We start from the raw sequence: 26257 nt of genomic DNA, 5'->3' as shown, positions 1-26257 counted from the left end.
AAGTTACCGGCCGGTAACCGGGATCCGTCCACGACCCAGGGGTGCCCAGCGATGAGCCACTACAAGTCCAACCTGCGTGACGCCAGCTTCAACCTGTTCGAGCTGCTGGGTCGCGAGGCGGTGCTGGGCCACGGGCCGGCCGCGGACCTGGACCGCGAGACGGCGGAGGCGATGCTGGCCGAGGTGGTCGCGCTGGCCACCACCAAGCTCGCCGGCTCCTTCGCCGAGGGCGACCGCAACCCACCCCGCTACGACCCCGTGGCCCGCACCGTGACCATGCCGGAGCCGGTCAAGCTGGCCTTCAAGACCTGGATGGACTCGGACTGGTGGCGGGTCGAGCTGCCCGCCGAGCTGGGCGGCGTCGACTGCCCGCCGTCGCTGCGCTGGGCGATCCTCGAGCAGGTGCTGGGCGCCAACCCGGCCCTCTACATGTACGCCGCGGGACCGAAGTTCGGGCAGGTCATCTGGGCCAACGGCACCGAGCGCGACCGCCAGGTGGCCCGCCACCTGGTCGAGCGGCAGTGGGGCGCCACCATGATCCTCACCGAGCCCGACGCCGGCTCCGACGTCGGCGCCGGCCGCACCCGGGCCCTCCCCCAGCCGGACGGGACCTGGCACATCGAGGGCGTCAAGCGCTTCATCACCTCCGGCGAGCACGACCTGACCGAGAACATCCTGCACCTGGTGCTGGCGCGTCCGGTCGGGGTCGAGGGCGCCGGCGGCCCGGGCACCAAGGGGCTCAGCCTCTTCATGGTCCCCAAGCACCACTTCGACCTCGAGACCGGGGAGCTGACCGGTGAGCGCAACGGCGTCTGGGCCACCAACGTCGAGAAGAAGATGGGCATCAAGGTGTCCACCACCTGCGAGATGACCTTCGGCGCGGACGGCACCCCGGCCCGGGGCTGGCTGCTCGGCGAGGTGCACGACGGCATCGCGCAGATGTTCCAGGTGATCGAGCACGCGCGGATGATGGTCGGCACCAAGGCGATCGCCACCCTCTCCACCGGCTACCTCAACGCGCTGGAGTACGCCCGCACCCGCGTCCAGGGCGCGGACCTGACCCGGGCCGGGGACCGGACCGCCCCGCGCGTCACCATCACGCACCACCCCGACGTCCGCCGCTCGCTGATGACCCAGAAGATGTGGGCCGAGGCGCTGCGCTCGCTGGTGCTCTTCACCGCCTCGATCCAGGACGACGTCTGGCTGGCCGCCTCCCGCGGCGGGCGGGACCCGATGGCCGAGCGGGTGAACGACCTGCTGCTGCCGCTGGTCAAGGGCTACGGCTCCGAGCGCTCCTGGGTGGTGCTCGGCACGGAGTCGCTGCAGACCCTCGGCGGCTCGGGCTTCCTCAGCGACTACCCGCTGGAGCAGTACGTCCGCGACGCCAAGATCGACACCCTGTACGAGGGCACCACCGCGATCCAGGGCCAGGACCTGTTCTTCCGCAAGATCGTCCGCGACGACGGCGCGGCGCTGGGCTGGCTGTCGGCGCGGATCGGCGCCTTCGCCGAGACGGCGGGGCCGCTGCCCGAGGAGCGGGCGATGCTGCAGCGGGCGCTGGGCGACGCCGGGACCATGGTCGGGCTGCTTGTCCAGCACCTGCGGTCGGCCGACCCGAGGGTCGAGGGGTCCGACGTCCGCAACGTCTACAAGGTGGGGTTGAACACCACCCGGGTGCTGATGGCCCTGGGCGACGTGGTCTGCGCCTGGCTGCTGCTCCGGAGCGCGGAGGTCGCGACCCGGCGGCTCGAGGAGGGCGCCTCGGGCGAGGACGCGGACTTCTACACCGGCAAGGTGGCCGCGGCCCGCCACTTCGCGCAGACGGTGCTCCCGCACCTGACCGCCGAGCGGAAGATCGCCGAGTCGACCACGCTGGACCTGATGGACCTGCCCGAGTCCGCCTTCTGACGACGGCTCTCCGCCGCCGCGGTGGGCGTCGGGTGGTCTCTGACCTCGGCTCACGGCAGGATGGCCAGCATGTCTGACGATCAGCAGGGCCGCGACCCCGGTGCACGCCGCTTCGACCCGGCCCAGCCCGGGCAGGAGCAGTACGGGCAGCAGCCGGGCTCGCCCGAGCAGTACGGGCAGCAGCCGGGCTCGCCCGAGCAGTACGGGCAGCAGCCGGGCTCGCCCGAGCAGTACGGGCAGCCGTACGGCCAGGGGCAGGGCCAGCAGCCCTACGGCTCTCCCGAGCAGTACGGGCAGTACGGGCAGCAGGGCTACGGGCAGCAGCCGTACGGGCAGAACCCCGACCCCTACAGTCAGGCACCCTCCGCACCGCCGCCGTCGAGCGCCTCCTCCGCCTCGTGGGACCAGTCGCAGAACGCCTGGGAGCAGGGCCAGCAGCAGCCGTCGTGGGGCGAGCAGCAGCCGCAGAGCCAGCCCTCGGCGGACTGGGACGCGGGCCAGACCCGGCAGACCCAGCCGACCGGCTGGGGCGAGCAGCAGCCGCAGGGCGGGTGGGGTGAGCAGCCCGGCTCGCAGCCCTCGGCCGCCCAGCCCCAGGCGCCGACCGGCTACCCGCAGTCCTCCGCCTCCGCCGGGTACCCGCAGTCCCAGGGCTCGGCCGGGTACCCGCAGTCCCAGCCCTCGGCCGGGTACACACCGGCCGGCTACACGCCGCAGGGCTCCGCGGGCTACGGCCAGAGCGCGGACTACGGCCAGCAGGGCCACGCCCAGGGCGGCTACGGCGACCAGGGCGGCCAGCAGGGGTTCGGCACCGCGGCGACCGCGGCCCCGTGGTCCCAGGGCGCTGGTGCGGCCGGCGGCCCCGGCGGCGGGAAGGGGCGCTCCGGCGGCGGGCTCAGGTCGCTGCTGGACTTCTCCTTCACCAGCTACGCCACCCCCTCGATCGTCAAGATCGTCTACCTCGGCGCGGCCCTCCTGCTGGTGCTGGCCTGGCTCGGCTACGCGATCAGCTTCATCCTCACGGGCCTCTCCACCGACACCGGCGGCCTCGTGGGCCTGGGCGTCGTCGCCCTGGTCTTCGGCTGGATCCCGGTGGTCATCTACATCGCCCTGGTCCGGGTCTCCCTCGAGTTCTCCCTGGCCGGCATCCGGACCGCCGAGGGCGTCCGCGAGATCAAGGAGCACCTCCTCACCAGCAGCAGCAAGGACGAGGACTCCGCCACCAGCTGACCCGCACCACCACGACAGGGCCGGCGCACCAGCGTCCGGCCCTGTCGCCGTCCCGGGGTCTGACGTCGGGGCCGGGCAGGAGGTCAGGAATCGAGAAGCAGGCGCTGCCTGCCCTGGCTAGCGTCTCCGGTACGAGACGAACCGACCGGGAGGACGCGGTGATGGCCAGGACCAGCGACGACACGACCGACGGCACCTTCTCCGAGCGGGAGCGTGCTGCCATGAAGGAGCGGGCAGCGGAGCTGAGGAAGGAGGCGGGACGGGGTCGCGGGGGCAGGGCCGCCGCTGACGAGGCCGCCCTGCTGGACAAGATCGAGCAGATGCCCGAGCCCGACCGCACCACCGCCCAGCGCATCCACGCGCTCGTCACCGCCAACGCCCCCGAGCTGGCCCCGAAGCTCTGGTACGGCCAGCCCGCCTGGGCCCGCAAAGGCAAGGTCCTCTGCTTCTTCCGCAGCGGCCAGGCCGACGGGGAGCGCTATTCCACGTTCGGCGTCACCCCCGAGGCGGCCCTCGACGAGGCCAGCGGCACGTGGCCCACCTCGTTCGCCGTCACCGAGCTGACCGACCAGGCGGAGCAGACCCTCGCCGCCCTGCTCCAGCGGGCCCTGGCCTGATCGCAGGCCGTGAGCCGTCCGCCGCGTCGCCCGTCCTCCGCGTCGCCGGTCCGGCGCGACGCCGCCGGTCGAGTGCGCTCACATCGTCGCCTGACGGCCCTTCCCCGTGACGATCCGGGCGCACTCGCGCGCAGGTGCTCGGGGTGTCGGCGCACGTGCGGGTGAGGCGGGTCAAGCGGGTGAGGCGGGTCGTGCGGGTGGCTGGGTCCGGCCGGACGAGGACGACCCTCCGCGCTGACGCTTGTCCCCTCGGTGGACCGGGCTGTCCGCCACCGACGGTCAGCAGCGGTGACGATCCGGCACCGAACACGGTGCTCGATCCTCGTCGTCGGCGTGTCAACCGCTCTGAGTGGCGCGGCAGCAGCCGGGAGGTCGCACCTGCACCTCGGACCGCTCAGGTCTCCGGCGGGTCCGCCCACGTCATGATCCAGGTGCTCTGCGGACCGTCGTCCTGCCGCGCCTCGTACTCCCGCGCCTCGTCCTGCAGGGTCACGTACACCCGGCCCTCCAGGATCCCGACCACGATGTCGCGGGGGACGCCCGCGCGCTCCGCGATCTCGTCGACGCCGGCACCCGCCGAGCGCGCCCGGGCCATCTCGTCGGTCAGCTCCCGCAACCGCTCGCTGGCGCGGTCGAGGTCAGCCGTCAGCGCCTCGACCCGGTCCCTCAGCCGGTCTCCGTCCTCAGCACGCACCATCGAGCTCCCCTCGTCTCGGCGTCCCCAGCATCGCGCTTGGAGCGGCTCATCCCACCCCGGGTGGCCGCGAGGGCCGCGACCACGAGCTCGAGCTCGTCATCCAGCCGCGCCCGTCGAACCAGCCGACCCACGGCAAGGCTCGTCCCCACCCGGGTCGAGCAGGGCGACACCCCGGCACGAGGTGCGGGTGGGAGGCGGTGCTGTCGGGGAGTCGGGCGTTGGCGAACTCCTCCGACGAACGAGGACGAGGCTCGCCGACCGGAACAGCACCGCCCACGCCGAGGCTCGTCCCCCACCCGGGTCGAGCAGGGCGACACCCGGGCACGAGGTGCGGGTGGGAGGCGGTGCTGTCGGGGAGTGCCGGGCGTTGCTGAACTCCTCCGACGAACGAGGAGGAGACTCGCCGACCGGAACAGCACCGCCCACGGCAAGGCTCGTCCCCACCCGGGTCGAGCAGGGCGACACCCCGGCACGAGGTGCGGGTGGGAGGCGGTGCTGTCGGGGAGTGCCGGGCGTTGGCGAACTCCTCCGAGGAACGAGGAGGAGGCTCGCCGGGCGGGACAGCACCGCCTCCCACTCGCACCGGACCCAGCCACGACCACCGCAACAGCACAGACCCCGGTTACTGCTCCGGCTTGAGGAGGGGGAAGAGGATCGTCTCGCGGATCCCCACCCCCGTGAACAGCATCACCAGCCGGTCGATCCCCAGCCCCAGCCCGCCCATCGGCGGGGCGCCGAACTCCAGCGCGGCCAGGAAGTCCTCGTCCAGCTGCATCGCCTCGGCGTCACCGGCGGCCGCGGCCAGCGACTGGGCGGTGAGCCGCTCGCGCTGGATCACCGGGTCGATCAGCTCGGAGAACCCGGTACCGCGCTCCATCCCGCCGATGACCAGGTCCCACGCCTCGATCAGGTCGGGGTCGCTGCGGTGCGGGCGGGCCAGCGGCTGGGCGGCCGGCGGGTAGTCGCAGACGAAGGTCGGCTGGATCAGCGTCGGCTCCACCAGCTCCCCGAACAGCTCCATCACCAGCTTGTCCGCCGGCCAGGCCGCGTCGTGCTCGACCTCGTGCTCGTCGGCGAGCGCCTGCAGCTCCGCCACCGGGGTCCGCGGCGTGATCTCCCGACCCACCCGCTCCGACAGCCCGGGGTAGACGCCGAGCCAGCGCCACTCGCCGTCCAGGTCGATGGTGTGCTCGGTGCCCTCGGCGTCCACGTGGGTCACCTGACGGCGTCCGAGCAGGTCCGCGCAGTCGAGGACGAGCCGCTGCACGAGGTCGGCGACGGTCCGCTGGTCCCCCCAGGCCACGTAGGCCTCGAGCATCGTGAACTCGGCGCTGTGGGAGGAGTCGATGCCCTCGTTGCGGAAGATGCGGCCCATCTCGTAGACCCGCTCCGCCCCGCCCACCATGGCCCGCTTGAGGTAGAGCTCGAGCGCGATCCGCAGCGTCATGTCGATGCCGAACGCGTTGAGGTGGGTGCCGAAGGGGCGGGCGGTCGCCCCGCCGTGCACCAGCTGCAGCACCGGGGTCTCGACCTCGAGGTAGTCCAGCCCGTGCAGGGTCTCGCGGATGCTGCGGGTGATCGCGGCACGGGTGCGCAGCAGGTCGCGGGCCTCCTCGCGGACGACCAGGTCGGCGTGGCGCTGCCGGACCCGGGTCTCCTCGGACAGCTCGCTGTGCAGGTTCGGCATCGGGCGCAGCGCCTTCGAGGCCATCGACCACTCCCCGGCCATCACCGACAGCTCGCCGCGCCGGGAGCAGACCACCCGGCCGGTGACGCTGACGTGGTCGCCCAGGTCGACGTCGGCCTTCCAGTCCGCCAGCCGGTCGGCCCCGACCTCGGCCAGGGAGAGCATCACCTGCAGCCGGGTGCCGGGCCGGCTGGGCGAGAACCCCTCCTGCAGGGTGGCGAAGCAGAGCTTGCCGGTGTTCCGGACGAAGACCACGCGACCGGCCACGGAGACCACGTCCTGGGTCTCCTCACCGGCCTCGAGGTCGGCCCACTGCTCGCGGACGTCGTGCAGGGCGTGGGTGCGCGCGACGGCGACCGGGTAGGCCGGCTGCCCGGCCTCCTCCAGCCGGGCCCGCTTCTCCCGGCGCACCTGCACCTGCTCGGGCAGGTCGAGGATCTGCTCGGACGGCCGGTCGGGGGTCTGTGCGCTCACCCGGGAAGGGTAGCCACCGCCGCGGTGACGGGTCGATCTCGATCCACCGGACCCCCCGCCGCCTATGCTGCCGACCCGTAGCCCGAGCCCGCCGGAGGACCGTCGCGGGAGCCCGCGACCCGAGGAGGGGCGATGCACCAGCCCGCCCCCTCCCGCACCCGCGGGTGGCTGGTGGTCGCGGTCGTCACCCCGGTCCTCTCCCTCGTCCTGGTCCTGGCCGTGGCCCTGGCCGTGGTGCTGTCCCAGCGAGGCCCGCAGGCCTCGACACCGCCGGCGTCCACGGAGCCGTCCTCCCCGGCCGCTCCTCCCCCGGCGACGTCGGCGTCCCCGCCGAGCCCCGCCGGGCCGCCGCGGCCCTCCCCCACCGCCACCTCCTCCCTCGGCCCGCCGACCCCGGTCGGGAGCCCCGGTCGCGGTGCCCCCGGGCCGGCCTGGCCCGACGAGCCCGCGCCCGAGGTGGAGGCCGACGGCACCGGGCTGCAGGACAACCGGCTGTACACCGTCACCGACGTCCCGGCCAGCCGCAGCTGCCGGGAGGCACCGCTGGACGTCCCCCCGGTGCCGGACCAGGAGCTGGCCGAGCACGCCGAGGCGGTGCTGGACTGCCTGGTGGAGGCCGTCCGCCCCGACCTGGCCGCGCTGGGCTTCGAGCTGCGGGCACCCGGGGTGAGCACCTTCGACGAGGAGGTCACCACCCCCTGCGGCACCATCACCCCCGAGGAGCACCCGGCCTTCTACTGCAGCGCCGACACCACGGTCTACCTCAACGAGCTGACCGACGACACCGCCTTCAACTACGCCCGCTGGGAGCGCGGCTACTGGCTGGTCCTGGCCCACGAGCTCGGTCACCACCTGCAGCAGACCACCGGCGTCTTCGGCCGCTACGCCGCCGCCTGGGAGGCCGCCGACGCCTCGGAGCGCCACGAGCTGACCCGGCGGCTGGAGCTGCAGGCGACCTGCTTCGCCGGGGTCCAGCTCAACCTGCTGGCCGCCACCCTGGAGCTGCCGCCGGACAGCCCGGACGCGCTGCGCCGCTTCGCGCGGGAGAACAACGACGACGTCACCGGCGGCCGCGACCACGGCGACGCCGCCTCCACCGAGCGCTGGCTGCTGGACGGCTTCCACCGCGGCTGGGGCTCCTTCGGGCACTGCCGGACCTGGTCGGCCCCCGCGAGCGAGGTCTCGTGAGACCACGGCCGCCGGCCCCGCCGCCGGGCGTGCTGGTGGTGGGGATGGCGCTCGTCCTGTGAGCCGGGACGCCCCGTGATCCGTCACCCAGTCGTCACACGGCACGGCCACCGCCTCCTCGGACGCCCCGCTAGGGTTCAGCCATGTCGGACCTGACGCACTCCGCGGCGCTGCTCGAGGGGTACGCCGCCGGGCGCGCCTTCGACGAGATGGTGGCCGCCCACGGCGACGTGCGGGGGGCCTACCAACCGCTGCTCACGACCCTGGAGCAGCTGGGGGCCGACGAGATCCGCAGCATCGCCGACTCCCTGGCCAGCAACTACATCACCGCCGGCGTCACCTTCGACGTCGGCGGCGTCGAGCGGCCCTTCCCCCTGGACGTCATCCCCCGCATCCTCGACGCCGCGGAGTGGCAGCTGATCGAGCGCGGGGTGGCGCAGCGGGTCAAGGTGCTCGAGGCGTTCCTGGCCGACGTCTACTCCGAGGCCCGCGTGGTCGCCGACGGCGTGGTGCCCCGTCGGCTGCTGTCCACCTCCACCCACTTCCACCGCGCCGTGCACGGCATCACCCCGCCGAACGGCGTCCGGGTGCACGTGGCCGGGGTGGACCTGATCCGCACCCCCGACGGTGACCTCCGCGTGCTGGAGGACAACGTCCGGGTGCCCAGCGGCGTCTCCTACGTGATGACCAACCGGTCGGCGATGGCCTCCGCGCTGCCCGAGGCCTTCGCCCAGCAGCGGATCCGGCCCGTCTCCGGCTACGCCCAGCGGCTGCTGTCGGCGCTGCGCCGCTCCGCCCCGGAGGGCCGTGACGACCCCACCGTGGTGGTGCTGACCCCGGGCGTCTACAACTCCGCCTACTTCGAGCACACCCTGCTGGCCCGCACCATGGGGGTGGAGCTGGTCGAGGGGCGTGACCTGGAGTGCCGCCGCGGCCGGGTCTACATGCGCACCACCCAGGGCATGCAGCGGGTGGACGTCATCTACCGCCGCATCGACGACGACTTCATCGACCCGGTGCACTTCCGCCCCGACTCCATGCTCGGCGTCCCCGGGCTGGTGAACGCGGTGCAGGCCGGCGGGGTGACGCTGGCCAACGCGCTGGGCAACGGGGTCGCCGACGACAAGCTGATCTACACCTACGTCCCGGACCTGACCCGCTACTACCTCGGCGAGGACCCGATCATCGCCAACGTCGACACCTGGCGGTTGGAGGAGGACGAGGCCCGCGAGGAGGTGCTGGACCGCCTGGACGAGCTGGTGGTGAAGCCGGTCGACGGCTCCGGCGGCAAGGGGATCGTGATCGGCCCCTTCGCCAGCGCCGGCCAGCTCGAGGAGCTGCGCCGCAAGGTGCTGGCCGACCCGCGCGGCTGGATCGCCCAGCCGATGGTGCAGCTGTCCACGGTGCCGACCCTGATCGACGGGAGGCTGGCCCCGCGCCACGTCGACCTCCGGCCCTTCGCCGTGCACGACGGCGACGAGGTGTGGGTGCTGCCCGGCGGGCTGACCCGGGTGGCGCTCCCGGAGGGCGAGCTGGTGGTCAACAGCAGCCAGGGCGGTGGCAGCAAGGACACCTGGGTGCTCAGCGGCCCGCAGCCGCTCGGCGCGGACGAGCTCGACGACGACGTCGAGGCCGTCGAGCCGCCGGTGGGCGGTGGCGGCCACGCGGAGGACTTCCTCGCCCCCGGCCAGCACCACACCGACACCACCGAGCACCGCAACCAGCAGGAGCAGCAGCAGCAGAGGGGGGTGGACCGGTGCTGAGCCGCATCGCGGAGTCGCTGTTCTGGATCGGGCGCTACGTCGAGCGCGCCGACGACACCGCCCGCATAGTCCAGGTGCACCTGCGGCTGCGCGCCGAGGACCCCTGGATCGGCGAGCACGACTCCAGCCGCAACCTGGTCGCGCTGATGGGTCTGGAGGTGCCTGCTGAGGACGGCGTGCTGGACCACGCCGAGGTGCTGCGGCGGCTGGGCTGGGACCGCAGCGAACCGGCGTCCATCGTGTCCTGCTGGAGCTCGGCCCGGGAGAACGCGCGCCGGGCCCGCGAGGTGATCCCGTCCGAGCTGTGGGAGTCGGTCAACACCGCCTGGCGGCAGCTCCCGGCCGGCCGGGTGGGGGTGGTCCGCGCGCACACCTTCCTGGACTGGTGCCGGGAGCGCAGCGCCCTGTTCAACGGCGTGGCCGGGCAGCTGATGGTGCGCGACGACGGCTGGCAGTTCATGCGGCTGGGACGCAGCCTGGAGCAGGCGGACATGACCTCGCGGATGGTTGCCTCGGCCGCGCTGGCCCAGGCCAACACCCCGTGGCCGGCGGTGCTGCGCGGGTGCGGCGCCCACGACGCGTTCCTGCGCACCTACCGCGGGTTCCGGGCCGACCGGGAGGCGGCGGAGTTCCTGATCCTGGACGAGCGCTTCCCCCGCTCGGTGATGCACGGGCTGAACACTGCGATCACCTGCCTGGAGTCCCTCAGCGGGGTGCGTCCCCGGGCCGTGGAGCAGCGCAGCGACGCGGCCCTGCGCACCCTCGGGCGGCTCCGGGCCCGGCTCGCCTACGCCACCTTCGACGACCTGCTGGCCGGGCTGCACGAGGAGATGGGCGGGGTGCAGCGGGCCTGCGACGAGGTGGCCCGGTCGATCTCGCAGACCTTCTTCGCCCCCAGCGAGGACACGGCCTGGACCACGGAGAGGACCCTGTGACGATGCGTCTGCAGATCGAGCACCACACCGGCTTCTCCTACGACACCCCCGTCCGGGCCTCCTACAACCAGGCGCGGATGACCCCGGTCAACGGCCCCACCCAGACGGTGTGGAGCAGCCGGCTCACCATCGAGCCCACCGCGTGGAGCCACTCCAGCACCGACTACTTCGGCACCGCGGTGACCACCTTCGAGCTGCACGAGCCGCACCAGCGTCTCAGCGTGCGCTCCACCGCCGTGGTCGACACCCACGTGGTGGGTGAGGACTGGGCCGAGCGGCGCCACGTCCCCGACACCGACGCCGACTGGGATGCCGTGCGCTCCAGGAAGGTGACCGACGAGCTGGCCGAGTTCCTCGAGGTGGGCGACCGCACCCGGCCCCACCCCGACCTGCTCGAGGCCGCCCGCGGCACCACGGGCGCACCGCCGCGGCTGGCCGGGCTGGACGTCTGCGCGTTGATCGCCGACCAGATCACCTACACCTCCGGTGCCACCGAGGTGAACAGCTCCGCCCGTGACGTCTGGGAGCTCGGTCAGGGCGTCTGCCAGGACTTCTCCCACGTGGCCGTGGGTGCGCTGCGCTCGGTGGGCCTGCCCGCACGCTACGTCTCGGGCTACCTGCACCCCGCTGGCTCCGAGGCCCGGGTCGGGGAGGCCGTGCAGGGCGAGTCCCACTCGTGGGTGGAGTGGTGGTGCGGGGAGTGGGTGGCCTTCGACCCCACCGGGATGACCCCGATCGGGGAGAGCTACGTCCGCGTCGGGCACGGCCGCGACTACGGCGACGTCCCCCCGCTGCGCGGCACCTACGCCGGCGGCGGGTCGTCGATGTTCGTCACGGTGACCATCACCCAGCTGGGCTGAGGCGGCTCAGGCGGGGTCGCGCTGGTAGGCGGCGCTGACGCGCGCGGTGCTGAACCCGAGCGCGTCGTAGAGCCGGGTGGCGCCGGTGGGGCTGGCGCTGTCCACCCCGAGCTCGACCACGTCGTGCTCCCCCGCCGCGCCCGCCCGCCGGATCGTCTCGGCCAGCGCGGCGCGGGCCACCCCGCGGCCGCGGGCGGCGGGCACGGTGCCGACCAGGCCCACGTAGAGCTCCCGCTCCACCCACTGCGAGCAGAGCACGTAGCCCAGTACTGATTCGTCGCCGTCGCCGTCGCCGTCGACGGCCACGGTGGAGAGGTGGTGCCGGGCGGTGCGGGACCCCCAGAAGTCGCGCCAGGCCTCGGGGGTCTGCGGGGCGGAGCCCCAGTGGTCGCGGAAGGCGAGGTTGTGGGCCTCGCGGACGGCCTCGGCGTCGGCCTCGTCGCCGCGGAGCAGCCGGACGCCGGCGGGGGCGGGGGTGGCCAGCGGCTCCCCGGGCAGCGGGCGCTTCATCTCGTTGAACCAGCGGACGACGGAGTACCCGCGGTGCTCGAGCAGGGCGCGGACGGAGGCGGTGTCGCGGACGCCGCCGCTGGCCCGCCAGTAGGCGGGGCGGCCGGGGTGGCGCTCGGCGGCCAGCTCCACCGCGCGGCGTTCCAGCCGGTCCATCAGCTCCCGTCCCAGCCCGCGGCCCCGGTGGTCGGGGTGGACGCCGCCGCTCAGGGTGCACCGGACGCGTCCCTGCGGGTCCGGGAGCATCGAGACCCGGAGCTGGCCGTAACCCACCAGCCGCTCCCCGTCCCAGACGGCGACGCTGTCGGTGCGGGCGTCGAAGCCGGTCTCCACCAGCTCCTCGGCCAGGTCGTCGGCGGAGTAGTGCTCCTCGGTCTCGTCCACCCGGGCCAGGGTGTTGGTCAGCTCGGCCCAGGCCTCGACGTCGGCGGTGTGCAGGTGGTCCCAGCGGTACTCGGTCACCCGCAGATCCTCCCGGCTGAGCCGCCGACGCGCGACCTGGTTCTCGCCGGTGCGGGCGGCGTCGGCGCAGGGTCGGCCCGTGGCCCCGGCGCCGGGCTGCTCATACCGGCACCTCAGGTCCCTGGGACGGCTGATGTGCTCGTATGGACACGTCCACGCACGGTGGCCGGCTACCGGACGCTGGAGTCGCTGGCCGGCGCCAGCTCCGAGGGGCTGCTGGCCCAGCACGGGTTCGGGCCCGAGGGCGCCCGGCTGCTGGACGAGGCCCTGCGCGCCGCCGGCCTCGAGCCCCTCCGCCGACCATGACCACCGCCCACCAGCACGACGGCGCGGGGTAGCCTGCCGACGACCACGAGGACCGCGACGGAGGGGCCGAGGATGACCGACCAGCTGGAGGGGCAGCGGATGCGCGCGAGCGTGCTGCACGGCGTGGAGCACGTCCGGGTCGAGGAGCGCGAGGTCCCGACCCCGGCCGCGGACGAGGTGCTGGTGCGGATCGAGGCGGTCGGGCTGTGCGGCTCGGACGTCCACTACTACCGCCACGGGCGGATCGGGTCGTTCGTGGTCGAGCAGCCGATGGTGCTGGGGCACGAGTCGGCCGGGGTGGTGACGGCCGTCGGCAGCGACGTCGACCCCACCCGCGTCGGCCAGCGGGTCTCGATCGAGCCGCAGCGCAGCTGCCGGGTCTGCGCCTGGTGCAAGCGCGGTGAGTACAACCTCTGCCCGCGGATCGAGTTCTACGCCACCCCGCCCATCGACGGGTCCTTCGCCGAGTACGCCACCATCCAGGCCGACTTCGCCCACCCGGTGCCGGACTCGATGTCGATGGAGGCCGCCGCGCTGCTGGAGCCGCTGTCGGTCGGGATCGCCACCGCCCGCAAGGCCGGGATGGCCCCCGGGCGCAGCGTGCTGATCGCCGGCTGCGGGCCGATCGGGCTGATCTGCGCCCAGGTCGCCCGCGCCTACGGGGTCACCGAGGTCGTGATGACCGACCTGGTGCCGGCCCGCCGCGAGCGCGCCCTGCAGCTGGGGGCCACCGAGGTCCTGGACCCCGCCGCCGGCCCGCTGCCCGAGGCCCGTTTCGACGCCTTCGTGGACGCGACCGGCGCCCTGCCGGCCGTGCGCAGCGGGATCATGGCCACCGCACCCGGCGGGACCGTGGTGCTGGTGGGGATGGGTGAGGACGACATGTCGCTGCCCGTCGGCACCATCACCTCTCGGGAGATCTCCGTGACCGGGATCTTCCGCTACAACAACACCTGGCCGACCGCCATCGCCCTGGTGCAGGCCGGCCTGGTCGACCTGGACTCGCTGGTCACCGCCCGCTACGGGCTGGACGACGTGGTCACCGCCATCGAGACCGACACCGATCCCGGCAGCCTCAAGTCCGTCATCGTCCCCGGGCTGCGCTGACGCGCGAGGCGGAACCGGACCACCGGCTCGCTCGTCCCCCGGCGGCACCGGGGCGACCGGTGCGCACGGTCGACGGTGAGGACGGGATGAGGGCGACGACGGCGCGACGGCGCGACGGATCGGTTCGGCACCGGGGGCGCTGGCCCTGGTCGGGGGCGTGGGCCTCGGAGTGGCTCCCCAGGCGGAGGCGGCCACCTGGAAGAAGCACCACCAGACGGTGCAGTCCGGCACGATGACGAGCTGCCAGGGTCGGCTGTCCCACGCGGTGCGGCAGCGCTCGGCGGAGGGGGCCCGGATCGGCTCCATCAGCCAGTGCCGGTCGGTCCCCGGTGGGTACCGCGCCAGCCTCGACCTCCACGTGCCGGTCAGGTCCTCGCTCTGAGGGCTCCCGCAGGACCCGGCCCGCGGTGGACGGATCGTCCGCCGCGGGCCGACGCAGGTCCCGCCTCAGCCGACCGGGGTCAGGGAGATGCCGGACTCGCCGACCTCCCAGCGGACCGCCGCCAGGTCCGCGACCACCAGGTCCGCGTGCAGCTCCTCGCGCGGCGTGGTGGTGGTGACGGCGAGGGTGGCGCAGCCGGCGGCCCGGGCGGCCTCCAGCCCCGCCGGGGCGTCCTCGACCACCAGGCAGCGGCCCGGGTCCACGCCGAGCCCGCGGGCGGCGGCCAGGAAGGGGTCGGGTGCCGGCTTGCCGTGCTCGACGTCGTCCACGGTGACCACCACCGAGGGACGCGGCACGGCGCTGGCCCGGATCCGGGCCTCGGCCAGCGGGCGGGTGCAGGAGGTGGCGATGGCCACCCGGTCCGCCGGCAGGGTGCGCAGCGCGTCCAGCGTGCCCGGCAGCGGGACGACCCCGTCGAGGTCGGCGATCTCCAGTTCGGTGATGCGGGCCAGCGCCCGCTCCCGGCCGTCGACGGGGACCAGCCGCGCGATGATGCTCGCGGCCGGGACGCCGTGGTTCCCCGTCAGCTGCTCGGCGGTCACCCCGTGCTCCAGCGCCCAGGTCGTCCACGCCCGCACCACCGCCGGCGTGGAGTCGACCAGGGTGCCGTCCATGTCGAAGATGACCGCGTCGAAGACCCGTCCCGACAACCCGACCTGCACGACGTGCCTCCTCCGCCACCCCGGCGGTGGCACCACGGACGAGCCTAGAGCGTGCGGGAAGTGGCATCCCCCGGTGCTAGCGTGTGCCGCGCGGGTGGCCCCACGACCGCCGCGCAGGATCGACACACACCGCGGAGGTCCCACTTGAGCGACAACAGCCACGGCAGCGACCCCGCGGAGCGTCCGGAGATGATCTCCAGGGTGCCCTGGGGCAGCAGCCAGCCGTCCTCCCCCGCCTCACCGAGCACCCAGGCCCTGAGCCCGGTGCCGGCCGGCGACGAGGACGAGGGCACCCGTCGCGTCACCCGTGGTGCTCCGGCGGGGCAGTCCGAGCCCGCCCGCCCCGCGCCGTCGGGGCAGCCGCACTCGGAGAGCTCCACGCCGACGCCCACCTCGGCCTCATCCGCCCCCCAGCCACCGGCCGCCCGGCCGTCCCCGCTCGGCTCCCCGCAGCCGCACCGCGTGCCGGGCCCGGGTCAGTTCCCCGGCCAGGGCGCCCAGCAGCACGCCGGCCCCGGGCAGGTCCCCAACGGGTACCCGCAGCCCGGGCCCGCGCAGGGCCCCGGCCCCTACGGCCCGCCGAGCGGGCAGACGTCCTTCGCCCCGCCGCAGCGCCCCGGCGCGGGTGGTCCCGGTCCCGCCGCGCAGCCCCAGCAGCCGCGGTCGGAGCAGTCCGGCCCGCCGGCTCCCGGCGGCCAGGGCGCCCCGGCGCTGGGCGGCGTCGCCGTGCCGCAGCCCTCCCGCGCCGCCGACCACGGTGGCTACCCGCCGCGCTACGGCGTCGACGACCTGATCCATCAGCTGAACCCCGAGGTGCAGCAGAAGTCCCGCAAGGGGTGGCGGTCCCGGCTCGGGCTCAAGCCGTCCCAGCGCGAGCTGGCCGAGCTCCGCGACGACGAGTCGGTGCGGATGCCCTTCGCCCGACCCGTGACGATCATGGTGGCCAACCCCAAGGGAGGGGTGGGCAAGACGCCGACCACGCTGATGCTGGCCGCCGCGATGGGTGTGGCCCGCGGTGGTGGCGTCATCGCCTGGGACAACAACGAGCTCCGCGGCACCATGCCGGACCGCTCGCTCTCCCCGCACCGCCGGACGGTCCGCGACCTGCTGGCCGAGTCGGACTTCCTCAGCAAGCCGACCGCCCAGTTCACCGACCTGTCCTACTACTTCAACCACCAGACGACGGGGAAGTTCCACACCCTCGGCTCGGCCCAGACCTCCGGGCACGTGATCAGCCGGGAGGACTTCGAGCGGATCCACAACATCCTGTCCCGCTTCTTCCAGGTGATCATCATCGACACCGGCAACAACGAGGCCTCGCCCAACTGGCAGGCCGCCGCGGAGGAGGCCGACTGCCTGGTCGTGCCGACCAAGTGGCGCAAGGACTCCCTGATCCCGGCCGCCCGGATGCTGGAGACCCTGCAGGAGCTCAACTCCGACCTGCTCAACCGGACCGTGGTGGTGGCCACCAACGGCCCGGCCGACAGCCAGCAGACCGTGCGGCTCAGTGGTGCGGAGTTCTTCGGCAGCTACCCGATCGTGGAGATCCCCACCGACCCCCACATCGCCGAGGGCGGCGTGATCGACTACCTCCGGCTGCAGGAGCAGACCCGCCGCGCCTCGGTGGCCCTGGCCGCCGAGGTCGCCCGGGCGATCGAGCCGGTGGCCGGGCTGAGCCAGGTGCGTGGCGCCGCCTCCCCGCCCCGGCGCAGCGTCTGACGGCTCTCACCGGGGGGCTGGGACCCCGGCGGGTGCCGGTGTGACGGTGCCCACGCACGTCCGCGCCGGGGAAGGCCCGGGGTCCTGAGGGCGTTGCACCTGGTGATGCCAGCGACCTCGACCCCGCGCCCCGCACGCCCGGCCAGCACCCCCCGGCTGTGGGTGCCCCAGCACGTCGTGGTGACGCGGTCGGCGACCGAGCACGCGCACACCGCCGAGATCCTGCGGCGGGTCGAGGCCGCCGGGGTCAGCGACGTCCGGGTGCTCACGAACGACCGCATCACCTCACCGAAGGGCGAGACCGAGCGCGAGGCCTACGCCCGCGCCAAGGCGACGCTGGCCGTGGTGGTGGCCCCGCCCTCGCAGCTCAAGCCGCAGCCCATCCCGCCCTCGGCGGACTGGCGGCTGGACCTGGCCCGGGGCTGCCCGGCGCACTGCCAGTACTGCTACCTCGCCGGCTCGCTCTCCGGGCCGCCGATCACCCGCCTCTACGCCAACCTCGACGACGTCCTCGCTCCCATCTCCTCGCTCTCGGGCACCGGCTCGGTCACCACCGGCGACGCCGCCCGCGGTGGGGAGGGCACCACCTTCGAGCTGTCCTGCTACACCGACCCGCTGGGCATCGAGCACCTCACCGGCTCGCTGGCCACCGCCGTCGAGCAGGTCGGCACCGGTCACCACGGCGACGGCGCCTCGCTGCGCTTCACCACCAAGTTCGACGCCGTCCAGCCGCTGCTCGCCCTGCCGCACGGACGGCGGACCCGGGTCCGCTTCTCCCTCAACGCCACCGAGGTCGAGCGCTTCGAGGGTGGCACCGCCAGCATGCCCCGCCGCGTCGCCGCCCTCCGCGAGGTCGCCCTCGCGGGTTACCCGGTGGGCCTGACCATCGCCCCGGTGATGCCGGTGCCCGGCTGGCAGCAGTCCTACGGGACGCTGCTGGACGACGTCGCCGCCGCGCTGGCCGGTGTCACCGACCTCGACCTCACCGCGGAGGTGATCACCCACCGCTTCACGCCCGGCAGCAAGGAGGTGCTCACGGGCTGGTACCCACGCACCCGGCTGGAGATGGACGAGGCGTCGCGCAGCAGCAAGCGCTCCAAGTTCGGCGGGATCAAGTACGTCTACCCCCGCGAGACGATGACCGAGCTGCGGGGCTGGTTCACCGAGCAGCTCGCCGCCCGCCTGCCCGCGGCCCGACTGCTCTACTGGACCTGACGACCGAGGTCACGCGCCACACCGTCGACCTCGCTGGGCACGCCGATCGGCCGCCGTGGCCGCCGGCCCCTCAGGCCGGCTCCTGGCTCCGGGGTCCGGCGGTGGACTCCCGCACCAGGATGGTGTTCAGCGGGGTACCCGGCGGCTCGGGCTCGGGCTCGTCACGCAGGGCGGCCACCAGCCGCCGCATGGCGTGGGCGCCGAGCTGCTCGCGGTCCACCGCCACCGTGGAGAGCGACGGGGTGGTGAAGCGACCCATCAGGCGGTCGTCCCAGCCGAAGACGCTCAGGTGTCCCGGGACGTCCCAGCCGCGCTCCAGCGCCCCCCGGATCACCCCCATCGCCACCTCGTCGTTGGCGGCGAGCACCGCGGTGACCGGGCTGTCGGGCGGGAGGGCGGTGATGGCGTCGTACCCGTTCTGCGGCGACCAGCTGCGCCCGACCGAGCCGTGGGAGACCAGACCGAGCCGCTCGACCGCGGCCTCGTAGGCCAGCCTCCGGTTGCGGGCGGAGGCGAAGTCCTCGGGTCCAGCCACGTGCAGGAGGTGGCGGTGGCCCAGGGAGGCCAGGTGCTCCACGATCTCCCCCGCGGTCGAGCCGTCGGCCAGGGCGCCCAGACCCCGGGAGCTGTCGTCGTGATCCCCCGCGGCCACGATCGTCCCGCTCACGGGCGGGGGGCCGTCGCCCGGGAGCGGGGCCAGGGACAGCACCGCCTCGACCTGACGGCTGTCCAGCAGCTCCAACGCCCGCTCCTGCCGCTCCTCGGGCCCGCCCTCGTGCATCACGATCTCCACCCGGTAGCCGGCGTCGTGCGCCACCGCGCAGGCGGCGGAGAGCTCGCGCTGGGGGAGGCGTCCGAGGAGGGAGGGCACCAGCACGGCCACGGTGTCGGTCCGGCGGGTCCGCATCGAACGAGCCAGCAGGTTGGGGCGGTAGCCCAGCGTCGCGACAGCGGCGTCGATGCGCTCCACCGTGCCGGGCAGCAGACCGCCGTTCTTGCGCAGGTACCGCGACACCGTCTGGTGCGAGACGCCCGCCAGCTCGGCCACCTGCCGGATCGTCGGTCGCCTGCCCGGAGTCGGTTCCGCGTTCACCCCCCGACAGTACGTGACGCGGCAGTGAACGATCACCTAGCGTCTGCCTCGCCCGGAGTGAACGATCACTGCAGGGCCGCGAGCCGGTCTCGACGTGGGACGTGGCGGTGGCCACCTGGAAGAAGAACGGCGGGGACAAGATCCGCGACGAGTTCCAGCAGGCCCTCGACCAGCGGGTCGGGGGCTGACCGCGGACACACGGAGCACGCGGCACGGTGGTAACCGCTCCGGGGCTTGTGAGTGAGTGCTCACTCACTTAGGCTCGGAGCGTGTCACCACCACGCGCCACCCCGCTCTCGCCCGACGAGCGGCGGGCCTCCATCGTCCGCGCCACCACACCGGTGCTGCTGGACAAGGGACCCGACCTCACCACCCGCGATATCGCGCAGGCGGCCGGGGTCGCCGAGGGCACGATCTTCAAGGTCTTCGAGTCCAAGGAGGCCGTGGTGCAGGCGGTGGTGGACCACCTGCTGGACCCGGCCGACACCTGCGCCGAGCTCGCCGCCCTGCACCCGGCCGACCTGACCGAGGCGGTGCGCGAGGTGGTGGGGCTGCTGCAGCGCCGGATCCGGGAGTTCACCACCGTGGCGGTGGCGCTGCGGATGCGACCGCCCGAGCCCGCCGACCCCGCCAGCCACGCCGAGCACCACCGCGTCCACGTCGAGCGCAGCGAGCGCCTGCTGGCCGCGGTGGTCGCGGTGCTGGCGCCCTGGCAGCACCAGCTCCGGCTGCCGGTGGACACGGTGGCCTCGACGCTGCGCTCGATGGCCTTCGCCACCTCGCACCCGATGCTGTCCGACGACGCCCTGAGCGACCCCGCCGACGTCGCCGCCGTGCTGCTGCACGGGCTGCTGCAGCCTCCCGTCGGGGCCGCGGACGCCGTCCACCCCACCGCCACCCACCCCGCCCCCGAGGAGGCCACGTGCTGATCCGACTCCTGCGCGACCACCTGCGCCCCTACCGCGGCCTGCTCGCCCTGGTCGTGCTGCTGCAGCTGGTGGGGACGCTGGCCTCGCTCTACCTGCCCAGCCTGAACGCCTCGATCATCGACGACGGCGTGGCCCGCGGCGACACCGACGTCATCTGGCGCCTCGGCTGCGTGATGCTGGCGGTCTCGCTGGTGCAGATCATCTGCTCGGTGCTGGCCGTGGCCGTCGGCGCCTGGGTGGCGATGGCCTTCGGCCGCGACCTCCGCTCGGCCCAGTTCCGCCGGGTGCTGTCCTTCTCCGCCCGCGAGCTCAACGCCTTCGGGGCGCCCTCGCTGATCACCCGCACCACCAACGACGTCCAGCAGGTGCAGATGCTGGTCCTGCTGACCTGCACCATGCTGGTGGCCGCCCCGATCACCATGGTCGGCGGGGTGGTGATGGCCCTGCGCGAGGACCTCACCCTGTCCTGGCTGGTCGCGGTGGCCGTCCCGGTGCTCGTCCTCTGCGTCGGCGTGATCATCAGCCGGATGGCGCCGGGGTTCCGGATCATGCAGACCCGCATCGACGCCATCAACCGGGTGCTGCGCGAGCAGATCACCGGCATCCGCGTGGTCCGCGCCTTCGTCCGCGAGCCGCACGAGGAGCGCCGCTTCGCCGAGGCCAACCAGGCCCTCACCGACACCGCCACCCGGGTCGGGCGGCTGATGGCGGCGATGTTCCCGATCGTGATGCTGGTGCTCAACGTCTCCAGCGTCGGGGTGCTGTGGTTCGGCGCCCGCCGGATCGCCGACCAGGAGATGGAGATCGGGGCACTGACGGCCTTCCTCACCTACCTGATCCAGATCCTGATGTCGGTGATGATGGCCACCTTCATGCTGGTGCTGGCCCCCCGCGCCGCGGTCTGCGCCGAGCGCATCACCGAGGTGCTCAGGACCGAGTCCTCGGTGGTCCCGCCGGCCCGCGGTCGCACCGACCTGGCCGGGCACGGCCACGTCCGGATGCGCGGGGTCGGGTTCAGCTACCCCGGGGCGTCGGCACCGGTGCTGCGCGACGTCGACCTGGAGATCCACCCCGGCCGGACCACCGCGGTGATCGGCTCCACCGGCGCGGGCAAGACCACCCTGGTGTCGCTGATCCCGCGGCTCTTCGACGTCACCGAGGGGACGGTGGAGGTAGACGGCGTGGACGTCCGCGAGCTCGACCCCGAGGTGCTGTGGTCCCGGATCGGGCTGGTGCCGCAGAAGCCGTTCCTGTTCTCCGGCACCGTCGCCTCCAACTTGCGCTACGGCAACCCCGAGGCCACCGACGAGGAGCTCTGGCACGCCCTGGAGGTGGCCCAGGCCCGCGACTTCGTCGAGCAGATGACCGCAGGTCTCGAGGCCCCGATCACCCAGGGCGGGACCAACGTCTCCGGCGGCCAGCGCCAGCGGCTCTCGATCGCGCGGGCGCTGGTGAAGCGACCGGGCATCTACGTCTTCGACGACTCCTTCTCCGCCCTGGACGTGGCCACCGACGCCCGGCTCCGCGCCGCCCTGGTCGGCGAGACCGCCGAGGCCGCGGTGCTGATCGTGGCCCAGCGGGTCGGCACCATCGCCCGCGCCGACGAGATCGTCGTGCTCGAGGACGGGGCCGTGGTCGGCCGCGGCACCCACGAGGAGCTGCTGGAGAGCTCCCCCACCTACACCGAGATCGTCCAGTCCCAGCTCTCCGCCGAGGAGGCCACCGCATGACCACCCCCGAGCGCCGCACGCCGGCCGAGGGCACCTCCTCCGAGAGCACCTCCCCCGAGTCCGACCCCACCACCCAGGTCGACCAGGCCGCCGCTCCCGACCCCCGGGCCGCGGCCGCCGCCGGCACCGGCGCCGTGACCGCCGCCGCTCCGGCCGTCCCCCCGACCACCACCGCACCGGCTCCTCCCGGGCCGACAGGCGGTGCCGAGGACGACGCGACGCCACGAGCCGCCTCCTCGGTGGACCGGCCGCGACCCCAGGGCGGGCCGTTCGGCGGCCCGCAGATCGCGGAGTCGGCGATGAGCTTCGGGCCGTCGCTGAAGCGGCTGGTCCGCCACCTCCGTCCCGAGCGGACGCTGGTCCTGCTCACCGTCCTGCTGGCCCTGGTCGGCGTGGTGCTCAACGTGGTCGGGCCGAAGATCCTCGGGATGGCCACCGACGTCATCTTCACCGGGGCGATCGGACAGCTGCTGCCGGGCGGGCTCACCAAGGAGCAGGCCGTGGAGCAGCTCCGGGCCCGAGGCGACACCACCTTCGCCGACCTGGTGGCCGGGCTCGACGTCGTCCCCGGTCAGGGCATCGACTTCGACCGGCTCGGCACCATCCTGCTGATGGCGCTCGGCTTCTACGTGGTCTCCTCGCTGCTGCTGCTGCTGCAGGGCTACCTGCTCAACGGCGCCGTGCAGCGCACCGTCTACCGGCTGCGCCGCGACGTGGAGGAGAAGATCAACCGGCTCCCGCTGCGCTACTTCGACGACCAGCCGCGCGGTGAGCTCCTCAGCCGGGTGACCAACGACATCGACAACGTCTCCCAGACCCTCCAGCAGACCCTGAGCCAGCTGCTCACCGCGCTGCTGACGGCGATCGGGGTGACGGTGATGATGTTCGTCGTCTCCCCCGTGCTGGCGGTGATCGCGCTGGTCACCATCCCGGTCTCGATGGTGCTGACCGCGGTGATCGGCAAGCGCTCGCAGTCGCGGTTCGTGCAGAACTGGAAGAGCACCGGTGAGCTCAACGCCCACATCGAGGAGGTCTTCAGCGGGCACTCCCTGGTCAAGGTCTACGGCCGGCACAAGGAGGTCGAGGCGGTCTTCGACGCCCGCAACGAGGAGCTGTTCCGGGCCGGCTTCGGCGCCCAGTGGATCTCGGGGCTGATCATGCCGGTGATGATGTTCATCGGGAACCTCAACTACGTGGTGATCGCCGTGGTGGGCGGGCTCCGGGTCGCCTCGGGGACGATGGCCCTGGGCGACGTGCAGGCCTTCATCCAGTACTCGCGGATGTTCACCCAGCCGATCACCCAGGTGGCCTCGATGGCCAACCTGCTCCAGTCGGGCGTGGCCTCGGCCGAGCGGGTCTTCGAGGTGCTGGACGCCGAGGAGCAGTCCACCGAGGCCCCCGGCGAGCTGGCCCCCACCCGGGGCCGGGTCGTCTTCGAGGACGTCACCTTCTCCTACCGCCCCGACACCCCGCTGATCACCGGTCTGGACCTGGTGGCCGAGCCCGGCCAGACCGTGGCCATCGTCGGACCCACCGGCGCGGGCAAGACCACCCTGGTCAACCTGGTGATGCGCTTCTACGAGCTCGACGGCGGACGCATCACCCTGGACGGCGTCGACATCGCCACCGTGCCCCGCAGCGCCCTGCGCTCCGGCGTCGGGATGGTGCTGCAGGACACCTGGCTGTTCAACGGCACCATCCGCGACAACATCGCCTACGGACGCCCCGACGCCACCGAGGCCGAGATCCTGGCCGCGGCCGAGGCGACCTACGTCGACCGCTTCGTGCACTCCCTGCCCGAGGGCTACGACACGGTGATCGACGAGGAGGGCAGCAACGTCAGCGTCGGGGAGAAGCAGCTGATCACCATCGCCCGCGCCTTCCTGGCCGACCCGGCGCTGCTGATCCTGGACGAGGCCACCAGCTCGGTGGACACCCGCACCGAGGTGCTGGTGCAGCAGGCGATGAACGCGCTGCGCACCGACCGGACGTCCTTCGTGATCGCCCACCGCCTCTCCACCATCCGCGACGCCGACCTGATCCTGGTGATGGAGTCCGGCGCGATCGTGGAGCAGGGCACCCACGAGGAGCTGCTGGCCGCCCGGGGCGCCTACCGCGACCTCTACGACGCCCAGTTCGCCGCCCCGCTGGCCGACGAGGGCGCCGACCTGGAGACCCAGCCGGTGTGAGCCCGCGTGCCGTCCACCCCGCCGTGGTGGACTGGTGCCATGAGCAGCGCAGCGGACGTGTTCCGGACGGCCTACGCCGACATCGCCACCGCCGTGGAGGCCGCGGTGGAGGGTCTCGACCCCGAGCAGCTGGCCCAGCGACCGGCCCCGGGGGCGAACACCATCGCCTGGCTGGTCTGGCACCTCACCCGGGTCCAGGACGACCACGTGGCCGAGGTCGCCGGCCTGGAGCAGGTGTGGACCAGCGGGTGGTCGGACCGGTTCGACCTCCCCCTCGCCCCGGAGGAGATCGGCTACGGGATGACGTCGGAGCAGGTCGGGGTGGTGCGCGGGCTGACCGCCGAGCAGCTGCTGGGCTACCACCGCGCGGTGCACGCGGTCACCGACGAGTACCTGGCCGGGCTCTCCGACGAGGACCTGGACCGGGTGGTGGACGAGTCGTGGGACCCGCCGGTGACCCTGGGGGTCCGGCTGACCAGCGTGGTGGGCGACGACTTCCAGCACGTCGGCCAGGCCGCCTACGTCCGGGGTCTGCTCACCTGACCACTCCCTAACGGTTGACGGTATTTGCCTATGCCCTTTAGGTTGTTCTCGACGACCTGAGGGGGATCCGTGGTACGAGCAGGACTCAGCGCGGCCCGGCTGACCGTCGCCGGCGCCGAGCTGGCCGACGAGGTCGGCTTCGGGCAGGTGACCCTGTCGGCGCTGGCCCGGCGCTTCGGCGTCAAGGCGGCCAGCCTCTACTCCCACCTGACCAGCTCCGAGGACCTGCGGACGCGGATCGCCCTGCTGGCCCTGGACGAGCTGGCCGACCGGCTCGCGCCGGCCCTGGCCGGGCGGGCGGGCAAGGAGGCGCTGGCCGCCTTCGCCGAGGTGTTCCGCGACTACGCCCGGGCGCACCCCGGCCGCTACGCCGCCGCCCGGTACCGGCTCGACCCCGCCACCGCCGCGGCCAGCGCAGGTCCCCGCCACGCGGAGATGACCCGGGCCATCCTGCGCGGCTACGACCTGAGCGGGGACGACCAGACCCACGCCGTCCGGCTGCTGGGCAGCGTCGTGCACGGCTGGGTCTCGCTCGAGCTCGACGGCGCGTTCAGCCACAGCGAGCCGTCCAGCGACGTCAGCTGGGCCCGCGCCCTGGACGGCCTGGACTCGCTGCTGCGCCACTGGCCGGCCCCCTCGGACTGACCTCGACGCCCCCGGCCGGTGAGGACCGGACCTCACTCCTCGCCCCGTCCGACCACCGACACCCGCCCCACGGAGAGCCATGACCACCACGCCGAACCTGACCACCGTCCCGCTGACCGAGGACCTCGTCCGCGGCGCGCTCGAGCTGGAGCGCACCGACCGCGGGCTGCTGCCGCACCGCCTGCCCGCCTGGGCCCGGGCCCAGAACACCGACCCCCAGCTGGCCATGGTGGAGTCCCACCCCTCCGGCGTCCGGGTCGCCCTGCGCACCCGGGCCACCACCTTCGAGCTGGACACCCTGCCCACCCGGCGGGAGTACCCCGGCACCCCGCCGCGTCCGGACGGCCTCTACGACCTGCTGGTGGACGGGGTGCTGGTCGAGCAGGCGGCCGTCGACGGCGGCGACGTCCTGGTCACCGACCTGGCCACCGGCGCCACCGAGCACCGTCGCGGTGAGCCCGGGACCCTCCGCGTCACCGGTCTGCCCGCCCGGGACAAGGACGTGGAGATCTGGCTGCCGCACCGGGAGACCACCGCGCTCGTCGCGCTGCGCACCGACGCACCCGTCGCCCCGGTGCCCGCCGACCGCCCGGTCTGGCTGCACCACGGCAGCTCGATCAGCCACGGCTCCGACGCCGCCAGCCCGAGCACCACCTGGCCCGCGGTCGCCGCCGCCGCCGGTGGGGTGGAGCTGGTCAACCTGGGGTTCGGCGGCAGCGCCCTGCTCGACCCCTTCACCGCCCGCACCATGCGCGACACCCCCGCGGACGTGATCAGCGTCAAGATCGGGATCAACCTGGTCAACACCGACCTGATGCGGGTCCGGGCCTTCGCCCCGGCGGTGCACGGCTTCCTGGACACGATCCGCGACGGGCACCCCGACACCCCGCTGCTGGTGGTCAGCCCGCTGCTCTGCCCCATCCACGAGGACACCCCCGGCCCCGGCGCCCTCGACCCGGAGGCGCTGGCCGAGGGCCGGCTGCGCTTCGTGGCCACCGGCGACCCGTCCGACGTCGCCACCGGGCGACTCACGCTGAGGGTGATCCGCGCCGAGCTGGCCCGGGTCGTGGCCCAGCGGGCGGCGTCGGACCCGCACCTGCACCACCTGGACGGGCTGGAGCTCTACGGCGAGGCCGACGCGGTCGAGCACCCGCTGCCCGACCAGCTGCACCCCGACGCCGCGACCCACCTGCTGATCGGCCGGCGGTTCGCCGCCTCCGTCTTCGCCGCCCCCGGGCCGTTCGCGGCCGTCGCGGGACGGGCCCGCCCGAGCCGGACGTCCTGACGGCCCGGTTGGCGCCCGGGGCCGCGGGTACGGTCCCGGGCACACCGAACCGGAGGAGGAA

At 73.7% G+C, this 26257-nt stretch carries 23 protein-coding genes; 18 read left to right on the top strand and 5 right to left on the bottom strand.

Annotated features, from left to right (window positions below; translation table 11 throughout):
- Positions 1-51: 51 nt before the first annotated feature.
- The 3 genes from BLT52_RS05490 to BLT52_RS05480 all read left to right on the top strand — a co-directional run bounded on the left by BLT52_RS05490 (position 52) and on the right by BLT52_RS05480 (position 3755).
- Positions 52-1908, top strand: coding sequence for an acyl-CoA dehydrogenase (locus tag BLT52_RS05490; protein ID WP_090591386.1), 1857 nt, complete (start codon positions 52-54; stop codon positions 1906-1908).
- A gap of 69 nt (positions 1909-1977) precedes the next feature.
- Positions 1978-3138, top strand: a complete 1161-nt coding sequence (locus tag BLT52_RS05485; RefSeq protein ID WP_090591384.1) for a DUF4282 domain-containing protein — start codon at positions 1978-1980, stop codon at positions 3136-3138.
- 161 nt (positions 3139-3299) lie between these two features.
- Entirely contained in the window at positions 3300-3755 is a 456-nt protein-coding gene (locus BLT52_RS05480) for a DUF1801 domain-containing protein (RefSeq protein ID WP_090591382.1), read from the top strand.
- A gap of 394 nt (positions 3756-4149) precedes the next feature.
- On the opposite strand, the gene BLT52_RS05475 is transcribed toward BLT52_RS05480, so the two are convergent.
- Positions 4150-4452 (bottom strand): hypothetical protein, encoded by a 303-nt coding sequence (locus tag BLT52_RS05475; protein WP_090591380.1) that lies wholly within the window; start codon positions 4450-4452, stop codon positions 4150-4152.
- 622 nt (positions 4453-5074) lie between these two features.
- Positions 5075-6556 carry a lysine--tRNA ligase gene (lysS, locus tag BLT52_RS05470; RefSeq protein WP_090596335.1) on the bottom strand — a complete coding sequence of 494 codons (1482 nt, stop codon included), beginning with the start codon at positions 6554-6556 and terminating at the stop codon, positions 5075-5077.
- Between the two features lie 189 nt (positions 6557-6745).
- Here lysS and BLT52_RS05465 point away from each other — a divergent pair, with 189 nt between their 5' ends.
- The 4 genes from BLT52_RS05465 to BLT52_RS05450 all read left to right on the top strand — a co-directional run bounded on the left by BLT52_RS05465 (position 6746) and on the right by BLT52_RS05450 (position 11359).
- Positions 6746-7801, top strand: a complete 1056-nt coding sequence (locus BLT52_RS05465) for a neutral zinc metallopeptidase (protein WP_090591378.1) — start codon at positions 6746-6748, stop codon at positions 7799-7801.
- Between the two features lie 143 nt (positions 7802-7944).
- On the top strand, positions 7945-9564 hold the full coding sequence (locus BLT52_RS05460; protein ID WP_197679204.1) for a circularly permuted type 2 ATP-grasp protein: 1620 nt from the start codon (positions 7945-7947) through the stop codon (positions 9562-9564).
- Positions 9558-10499, top strand: a complete 942-nt coding sequence (locus BLT52_RS05455; protein WP_090591376.1) for an alpha-E domain-containing protein — start codon at positions 9558-9560, stop codon at positions 10497-10499. The genes BLT52_RS05460 and BLT52_RS05455 overlap by 7 nt, the downstream gene beginning before the upstream one ends.
- 2 nt (positions 10500-10501) lie before the next feature.
- Positions 10502-11359: a transglutaminase family protein gene (locus BLT52_RS05450; protein ID WP_090591374.1), complete on the top strand. Its 858-nt coding sequence runs from the start codon at positions 10502-10504 to the stop codon at positions 11357-11359.
- Positions 11360-11365: 6 nt separating this feature from the next.
- Here BLT52_RS05450 and BLT52_RS05445 read toward each other — a convergent pair whose 3' ends face one another.
- Positions 11366-12331, bottom strand: coding sequence for a GNAT family N-acetyltransferase (locus BLT52_RS05445; protein WP_157676987.1), 966 nt, complete (start codon positions 12329-12331; stop codon positions 11366-11368).
- A 162-nt stretch (positions 12332-12493) separates the two neighbouring features.
- On the opposite strand from BLT52_RS05445, the gene BLT52_RS20715 reads away from it, so the two are divergent.
- From BLT52_RS20715 to BLT52_RS05435, 3 genes are all read left to right on the top strand, one after another.
- Positions 12494-12637 (top strand): hypothetical protein, encoded by a 144-nt coding sequence (locus tag BLT52_RS20715; RefSeq protein ID WP_197679203.1) that lies wholly within the window; start codon positions 12494-12496, stop codon positions 12635-12637.
- 72 nt (positions 12638-12709) lie between these two features.
- Positions 12710-13744, top strand: coding sequence for an NAD(P)-dependent alcohol dehydrogenase (locus tag BLT52_RS05440; RefSeq protein ID WP_090591369.1), 1035 nt, complete (start codon positions 12710-12712; stop codon positions 13742-13744).
- A 157-nt stretch (positions 13745-13901) separates the two neighbouring features.
- Entirely contained in the window at positions 13902-14126 is a 225-nt protein-coding gene (locus BLT52_RS05435; protein ID WP_090591367.1) for a hypothetical protein, read from the top strand.
- 65 nt (positions 14127-14191) lie between these two features.
- On the opposite strand, the gene BLT52_RS05430 is transcribed toward BLT52_RS05435, so the two are convergent.
- A complete protein-coding gene (locus BLT52_RS05430) occupies positions 14192-14848 on the bottom strand; it encodes an HAD-IA family hydrolase (RefSeq protein ID WP_231946512.1) in 657 nt (218 codons plus the stop codon).
- A gap of 144 nt (positions 14849-14992) precedes the next feature.
- Here BLT52_RS05430 and BLT52_RS05425 point away from each other — a divergent pair, with 144 nt between their 5' ends.
- Complete coding sequence (locus BLT52_RS05425) at positions 14993-16567, top strand: MinD/ParA family ATP-binding protein (protein ID WP_090591365.1); 1575 nt, start codon at positions 14993-14995, stop codon at positions 16565-16567.
- A gap of 105 nt (positions 16568-16672) precedes the next feature.
- The gene (locus BLT52_RS05420) at positions 16673-17782 is read left to right on the top strand and encodes a spore photoproduct lyase family protein (protein ID WP_090596330.1); all 1110 of its coding nucleotides are present in this window, start codon (positions 16673-16675) and stop codon (positions 17780-17782) included.
- A gap of 70 nt (positions 17783-17852) precedes the next feature.
- On the opposite strand, the gene BLT52_RS05415 is transcribed toward BLT52_RS05420, so the two are convergent.
- The gene (locus BLT52_RS05415; protein WP_197679202.1) at positions 17853-18830 is read right to left on the bottom strand and encodes a LacI family DNA-binding transcriptional regulator; all 978 of its coding nucleotides are present in this window, start codon (positions 18828-18830) and stop codon (positions 17853-17855) included.
- A 314-nt stretch (positions 18831-19144) separates the two neighbouring features.
- On the opposite strand from BLT52_RS05415, the gene BLT52_RS05410 reads away from it, so the two are divergent.
- The 6 genes from BLT52_RS05410 (at position 19145) to BLT52_RS05385 (ending at position 26196) form a co-directional block, all read left to right on the top strand.
- On the top strand, positions 19145-19804 hold the full coding sequence (locus tag BLT52_RS05410; RefSeq protein WP_090591363.1) for a TetR/AcrR family transcriptional regulator: 660 nt from the start codon (positions 19145-19147) through the stop codon (positions 19802-19804).
- Complete coding sequence (locus BLT52_RS05405) at positions 19798-21534, top strand: ABC transporter ATP-binding protein (RefSeq protein WP_090591361.1); 1737 nt, start codon at positions 19798-19800, stop codon at positions 21532-21534. Before BLT52_RS05410 ends, BLT52_RS05405 begins: the two co-directional genes overlap by 7 nt.
- On the top strand, positions 21531-23723 hold the full coding sequence (locus BLT52_RS05400) for an ABC transporter ATP-binding protein (protein ID WP_090591358.1): 2193 nt from the start codon (positions 21531-21533) through the stop codon (positions 23721-23723). The genes BLT52_RS05405 and BLT52_RS05400 overlap by 4 nt, the downstream gene beginning before the upstream one ends.
- Positions 23724-23762: 39 nt before the next feature.
- Positions 23763-24266: a mycothiol transferase gene (locus BLT52_RS05395; RefSeq protein ID WP_090591357.1), complete on the top strand. Its 504-nt coding sequence runs from the start codon at positions 23763-23765 to the stop codon at positions 24264-24266.
- A gap of 69 nt (positions 24267-24335) precedes the next feature.
- Positions 24336-24911 (top strand): TetR/AcrR family transcriptional regulator, encoded by a 576-nt coding sequence (locus BLT52_RS05390; RefSeq protein WP_090591354.1) that lies wholly within the window; start codon positions 24336-24338, stop codon positions 24909-24911.
- Positions 24912-24990: 79 nt separating this feature from the next.
- The gene (locus BLT52_RS05385; RefSeq protein ID WP_090591353.1) at positions 24991-26196 is read left to right on the top strand and encodes a GDSL-type esterase/lipase family protein; all 1206 of its coding nucleotides are present in this window, start codon (positions 24991-24993) and stop codon (positions 26194-26196) included.
- The last annotated feature ends 61 nt before the right edge of the window (positions 26197-26257 follow it).

This window comes from Auraticoccus monumenti, assembly GCF_900101785.1.
Classification (GTDB): Bacteria; Actinomycetota; Actinomycetes; order Propionibacteriales; family Propionibacteriaceae; genus Auraticoccus; species Auraticoccus monumenti.
Note: the sequence above shows the minus strand (reverse complement) of the source record. Positions and strands in the feature narration are given on the sequence as shown.